This is a genomic window from Nocardioides sp. BE266, from assembly GCF_031457855.1.
Classification (GTDB): Bacteria; Actinomycetota; Actinomycetes; order Propionibacteriales; family Nocardioidaceae; genus Nocardioides.
Genome location: NZ_JAURTI010000006.1, coordinates 306303 through 312302 on the forward strand (window position 1 = coordinate 306303; position 6000 = coordinate 312302).

Here is a 6000-nt window from a genome sequence, read left to right on the forward strand (position 1 = left end):
TCTCCCGTTCACAAACTCCTACAGTGGCCGGGTCAGGCGATCCCCGTCACCTGGCTGGAGAGAAGCAACGCTGTGACCGCACGGACCCCCGACTCTGCCCGGGACATTCCCGAGGCAACTGTCGCCAGGCTTCCCGTGTACCTGCGTGCCCTGACCGGCCTGGCCGAGGACGGCACGACGACCTGCTCGAGCGAGGAGCTCGCAGCGTCGGCCGGGGTCAACAGCGCCAAGCTCCGCAAGGACCTCTCCTACCTCGGCAGCTACGGCACCCGCGGCGTCGGCTACGACGTGGAGTACCTCCGCTACCAGATCGCGCGTGAGATCGGCGTGACCCAGGACTGGCCCGTGGTCATCGTCGGCATCGGAAACCTCGGCCACGCGCTCGCCAACTACTCCGGCTTCCGCAGCCGCGGCTTCCGGGTGGTCGCGCTGCTCGACGCCGACCCGAGCCGCAAGGACGAGAAGGTCGCCGGGCTCGACGTCCGCTCCTTCGACGACCTCGAGGCGATCGTCGCCGAGCACGACGTCTCCATCGGCGTGATCGCGACGCCAGCTGTCGCCGCCCAGGACGTGGCCGACCGGATGGTGGCGACCGGCATCACGAGCATCCTGAACTTCGCCCCGTCCGTGCTCTCGGTGCCCGAGGGGGTCGGCGTACGCAAGGTGGACCTGTCCATCGAGCTGCAGATCCTCGCCTACCACGAGCAGCGCAAGGCGGTCTCGCCCGGATCGGAGGATGCGTCGTGAGCGTTCTGGTCGTGGGGATCTCCCACAAGTCGGCCCCGGTCGAGCTCCTCGAGAAGCTCGCCCTCGACGGCGACAGCACGATCAAGCTGATCACCGACGTGATGGGCGGTGAGCACGTCAGCGAGGCGACCGCGATCGTCACCTGCAACCGGCTCGAGGTCTACGCCGAGGTCGACCGCTTCCACGGCAGCGTCGAGGACGTCTCCGGCCTCCTCGTCGCCCGCGCCGAGCAGTCCACCGAGGCGCTGCTCCCGCACCTCTACATCCACTACGACGAGGGCGCCGTCTCGCACCTCTTCCAGGTGGCGTCCGGCCTCGACTCGATGGTCGTCGGCGAGGGGCAGATCCTCGGCCAGACCCGCGACGCGCTGCGGATGGGCCAGGAGCACGGCACCGTCGGCCCGGCCCTCAACACCCTCTTCCAGCAGGCGCTGCGCGTCGGCAAGCGCGCCCACGCCGAGACCGACATCGACCGGGCGGCACCCTCGCTGGTCAGTGCCGCCCTCGAGCGCAGCCAGGTGCCCGTCGCCGGTGCGCGCACGGTCGTGATCGGCGCCGGCGCGATGGCCTCGCTCGCCGTCGCCCACCTCTCGCGCGGTGGCGCCGGCCGGATCGCCGTGCTCAACCGCACCGCGGCCAACGCCGACCGCCTCGCCGACGAGTACGGCGCGAGCGCCGTGCCGCTCGACCGCCTCGCCGACGAGCTCGCCGACGCCGACATCGTGGTGTCGTGCACCGGCGCTCCCGAGCCGCTGGTCCGGCTCGCCGACGTCGTCACCGCCCGCGGCGGCAGCGACCGCCCGCTGACCGTCATCGACCTCGCGCTGCCGCACGATGTGGACCCCGCCGTGGGCCAGCTCCCCGGCGTCGGGCTGATCAGCCTCGCCGGGCTCGCCGACGAGCTGCGCGGCCTCGAGGCGACGGCCGGCGTCGACGACGTACGCACCATCGTGGGGCAGGAGATCGCCGCCTTCCTCGCCGTACGACGCCAGGCGAGCGTCACCCCGACCGTCGTGGCGCTGCGCTCGATGGCCACCGCCGTGGTCGACGCCGAGATGGAGCGCCTGTCCGCGCGACTGCCCGGCCTCGACGAGGCCACCCGCGCCGAGGTGCTCCAGACCGTGCGCCGCGTCGCCGACAAGCTGCTCCACGAGCCCACCGTCCGGGTCAAGGAGCTCGCCGACGCCGAGCCCGCGGTGTCCTACACGGCTGCGCTGGCCGAGCTGTTCCGCCTCGACCCCGACGCCGTCGGCGCGATGACGCGGGCGGAGGGCAAGCAGTGAACACCCTCCCCGCACTGCGCCTGGGCACCCGCGCCTCCGCGCTCGCCACGACCCAGTCCGGCCACGTCGCCGACCTGGTCCGCGAGCGCCTGGGCCGCGAGGTCGAGCTCGTCGAGGTCTCGACCGAGGGCGACCGCAGCGCTGCCCCGCTCGCCTCGCTCGGCGGCACCGGCGTCTTCGTCAGCGCCCTGCGCGACGCCCTGCTCGACGGCCGCGTCGACTTCGCCGTGCACTCGCTCAAGGACCTGCCGACCACGCCCGCCGAGGGCATCGCGCTGGCTGCGATCCCGCCGCGCGAGGACCCCCGCGACGTCGTGGTCGCCCGCGACGGGCTCACCCTCGGCGAGCTGCCCGTCGGCAGCAGGCTCGGCACCGGCTCGCCGCGCCGCGTCAGCCAGCTCGCCGCGCTCGGCCTGGGCCTCGAGCTCCAGGGCATCCGCGGCAACGTCGACACCCGCATCCGCAAGGTCCGCGAGGGCGAGGTCGACGCGATCGTCCTGGCCCGCGCCGGACTGGCCCGCCTGGGCCGCCTCGACGAGGCGACCGAGGTCCTCGACCCCCTCCAGATGCTGCCGGCCCCCGGGCAGGGCGCCCTCGCGGTCGAGTGCCGCTCGGACGACACCGACCTGGTGGCCGCGCTGGCGCAGCTCGACGACGTCGCGACCCGCGCGGCGGTCACCGCCGAGCGCGCGGTCCTCGCCACCCTCGAGGCCGGCTGCTCGGCCCCGCTGGGCGCGTTGGCCGAGGTGGTCGAGGGGGAGGACGGCGAGGAGCTGTGGCTGCGGGCGGTCGCCCTCAGCGAGGACGGCGGCCTCTCCGTGCGGATGAGCGCGACCGGCCCGGTCGCCGACGCAGCAGCACTCGGAACACGCCTCGCGAGCGAGATGCTCGACGAGGGAGCAGCAGACCTGATGGAAGCACCAGTGAGGAAGCAGCACGCATGACGCGAGTACAGACCCCGCAGGCCAGCAGCGCGACCCCGGGCTGGGTGTCGTTCGTCGGCAGTGGACCCGGTGACCCGGGCCTGCTGACCGTGCGCGCGGTGGAGCTCCTCCGCAGCGCCGAGGTCATCGTGACCGAGGCCCCGGAGCACGTCGACCTGGTCCGCTCCGTCCTCGGCCTCACCGCGGACGCCGAGGGAGGCCCGGAGATCGTCGACGGCGGCTTCGGCGAGGACGGCCAGCCGCTCACCCACGCCGCGCGCGCCAAGGTCGTCGTACGCCACGGCAAGAAGCAGCGCGTGGTCCGCCTGATGACCGGCGACCCGTTCCTCTACGCCTCCGGCCCGGAGGAGGCGCAGGCCTGCGTGAAGGCCGGCGTCGGCTTCGAGGTCGTGCCCGGTGTCTCCTCGGTCAGCGCCGTCCCGGCCTACGCCGGCATCCCGCTGACGACCAAGCGCCACAAGGAGATGGCCGTCGTCACCTGCGGCGACAAGGTCGACTGGAGCGCGTACGCCGACGACCGCACCCTCGTGCTGCTGTCCGGCGTGGGCAGCATCGGCGAGACCGCCGCCGCCCTCGTCGAGGCCGGCCGCTCGCCCCAGACGCCCGTCGCCGTCACTCGCGTCGGCACCACGACCGAGCAGCAGACCCTCACCTCCACGCTCGCCACCGTCGCCGCCGACATCCGCGCCGCCCGCATCGCCCCGCCGGCGATCATCGTCATCGGTGACGTCGTCGACCTGCGCCAGACGCTGTCCTGGTTCGAGACCAAGCCGCTCTTCGGCTGGCGCGCGCTGGTGCCCCGCACCAAGGAGCAGGCCGGCTCGCTGTCGCGCCGCCTGCGCGACTACGGCGCCGTGCCGGAGGAGGTGCCGACCATCTCGGTCGAGCCCCCGCGCAACCCGCTCCAGATGGACAAGGCCGTCCGCGGACTCGTCGAGGGCCGCTACGAGTGGATCGCCTTCACCTCGGTCAACGCCGTCAAGGCCGTCCGCGAGAAGTTCGAGGAGTACGGCCTCGACGCCCGCGCCTTCTCCGGCCTCAAGATCGCCGCGGTCGGCGACAAGACCGCCGAGGCGATCGCGGCCTGGGGCCTGCGTGCCGACCTGGTGCCCACCGGCGAGCAGTCCGCGGCCGGCCTGCTCGAGGAGTGGCCGCCCTTCGACGACGTGCTCGACCCGATCAACCGGGTCTTCCTGCCGCGCGCCGACATCGCCACCGAGACCCTGGTCGCCGGCCTGATCGACCTGGGCTGGGAGTGCGACGACGTCACCGCCTACCGCACCGTGCGCGCCACCCCGCCGCCGGCGCCGGTGCGCGACGCGATCAAGACCGGCAAGTTCGACGCCGTCGTCTTCACCTCGTCCTCGACGGTGCGCAACCTCGTCGGCATCGCCGGCAAGCCGCACCCGTCGACGATCATCGCGGTGATCGGCCCGGCGACCGCCAAGACCGCCGAGGAGCACGGCCTGCGCGTCGACGTACTGGCCCCCACGCCCGACGTGGAGGTCCTGGTGGACGCCCTCGCCGACTTCGGCGCCGCGCGCCGCCTGTCGATGCTGGAGGCGGGCGAGCCCGTCACCCGCCCGAGCGAGCGCACCGCGTCGGGTCGCCGCAAGGCCCGCGCCAAGTAGTACGACCCGCAGCACCACCTGCCGAGCGGTGGTCCACCTACATTCCGAGCCTGTCGAATGTGGGTGGGCCACCGCTCATTCGGCATGTCGGCGGCGACGCGCCGGTCGGCGGTGGTGAACCTGCAGTCCGGGTGTCCCGAATGTGGGTGGGCCACCGCTCTGACCAGCGCTGGGGGAGGATGGAGCCGTGACCGAGGAGATCAACGTCCAGGGCCCGCTCGTCCGACCCCGGCGGCTACGTCGTACGCCGGCGCTGCGCCGGATGGTCGCCGAGACGCACGTCCACCCCAGCTCGCTCGTGCTGCCGGTGTTCGTCCGCGAGGGGATCGACGAGCCGCGGCCGATCTCCTCGATGCCCGGCGTCGTCCAGCACTCACGCGACTCGCTGAAGAAGGCCGTCTTCGAGGCGGCCGAGCTGGGGCTGGGCGGCGTGATGCTGTTCGGCATCCCCGAGCACAAGGACGCCACCGGCTCGGGCGGCATCGACCCGGGCGGCGTGCTCAACCTCGCGATCACCGACGTGGTCGCCGAGGTCGGCGACCAGCTGACGGTCATGTCGGACCTCTGCCTCGACGAGTTCACCGACCACGGCCACTGCGGCCTGCTCACGCCTGACGGCGAGGTCGACAACGACCAGACGCTGGCGGCGTACGCCGAGATGGCGCTCGCGCAGGCGGCCGCGGGTGTCGACATGGTCGGCCCGAGCGGGATGATGGACGGCCAGGTCGGTGTCGTGCGCCAGGCGCTCGACGACGGCGGGCACAGCCACGTCTCGATCCTCGCCTACTCCGCGAAGTACGCCTCCGCCTTCTTCGGCCCCTTCCGCGAGGCCGTCGACTCCTCGCTCGAGGGCGACCGCCGCACCTACCAGCAGGACCCCGCCAACGCGGTCGAGGGCGTGCGCGAGGTGCTCCTCGACGTCGAGCAGGGCGCCGACATCGTGATGGTCAAGCCCGCCCTGGCCTACCTCGACGTCGTACGTCGTGTGCGCGACGCCGTCGACGTGCCGGTCGCGGCCTACAACATCTCCGGCGAGTACGCCATGGTCGAGGCGGCCGCCGCCAACGGCTGGATCGACCGCGAGGCCGCCATCCTGGAGACCCTCACCTCGATCCGCCGCGCCGGCGCCGACGTGGTGCTGACCTACTGGGCCGCCGAGGCCGCGCGCATGCTCCGTGCTTGATGGCGCTCGCTCCGCGCCCGCTGGTTGAGCAGGGCCGCCAGGCCCGTGTCGAAACCAAGGGCTTGGTTTCGACACGCTCGCTTCGCTCGCTGCTCAACCGGCGGTGGGACACCTAGGTGTGATGTCCAGGGACGTTGTTTCGTGACACGGCCCTGAGTTGCTGGATGGCGAAGGCCTCCGGTTGTGAAGTGGAGATGTCTAGTAACCGCTTC

The 6000-nt window shown here is 72.7% G+C and carries 5 protein-coding genes; all 5 read left to right on the top strand.

All coding sequences use genetic code 11. The annotated features are described in order from the left end of the window. Positions 1 to 72: 72 nt before the first annotated feature. Positions 73 to 747 carry a redox-sensing transcriptional repressor Rex gene (locus J2X46_RS19460; RefSeq protein ID WP_310253488.1) on the top strand — a complete coding sequence of 225 codons (675 nt, stop codon included), beginning with the start codon at positions 73 to 75 and terminating at the stop codon, positions 745 to 747. Next, complete coding sequence (locus J2X46_RS19465; RefSeq protein ID WP_310253490.1) at positions 744 to 2030, top strand: glutamyl-tRNA reductase; 1287 nt, start codon at positions 744 to 746, stop codon at positions 2028 to 2030. The genes J2X46_RS19460 and J2X46_RS19465 overlap by 4 nt, the downstream gene beginning before the upstream one ends. Continuing rightward, positions 2027 to 2974: a hydroxymethylbilane synthase gene (hemC, locus tag J2X46_RS19470; RefSeq protein ID WP_310253492.1), complete on the top strand. Its 948-nt coding sequence runs from the start codon at positions 2027 to 2029 to the stop codon at positions 2972 to 2974. Before J2X46_RS19465 ends, hemC begins: the two co-directional genes overlap by 4 nt. Next, positions 2971 to 4605, top strand: a complete 1635-nt coding sequence (locus tag J2X46_RS19475) for a uroporphyrinogen-III synthase (RefSeq protein ID WP_310253494.1) — start codon at positions 2971 to 2973, stop codon at positions 4603 to 4605. Before hemC ends, J2X46_RS19475 begins: the two co-directional genes overlap by 4 nt. 187 nt (positions 4606 to 4792) lie before the next feature. After that, a complete protein-coding gene (hemB, locus tag J2X46_RS19480) occupies positions 4793 to 5788 on the top strand; it encodes a porphobilinogen synthase (RefSeq protein WP_397215296.1) in 996 nt (331 codons plus the stop codon). Positions 5789 to 6000 lie beyond the last annotated feature (212 nt).

Coding starts and splice junctions, on each gene's coding strand:
- J2X46_RS19475 (WP_310253494.1), top strand. CDS start 2,971: ATGACGCGAGTACAGACCCCGCAGGCCAGCAGCGCGACCCCGGGCTGG.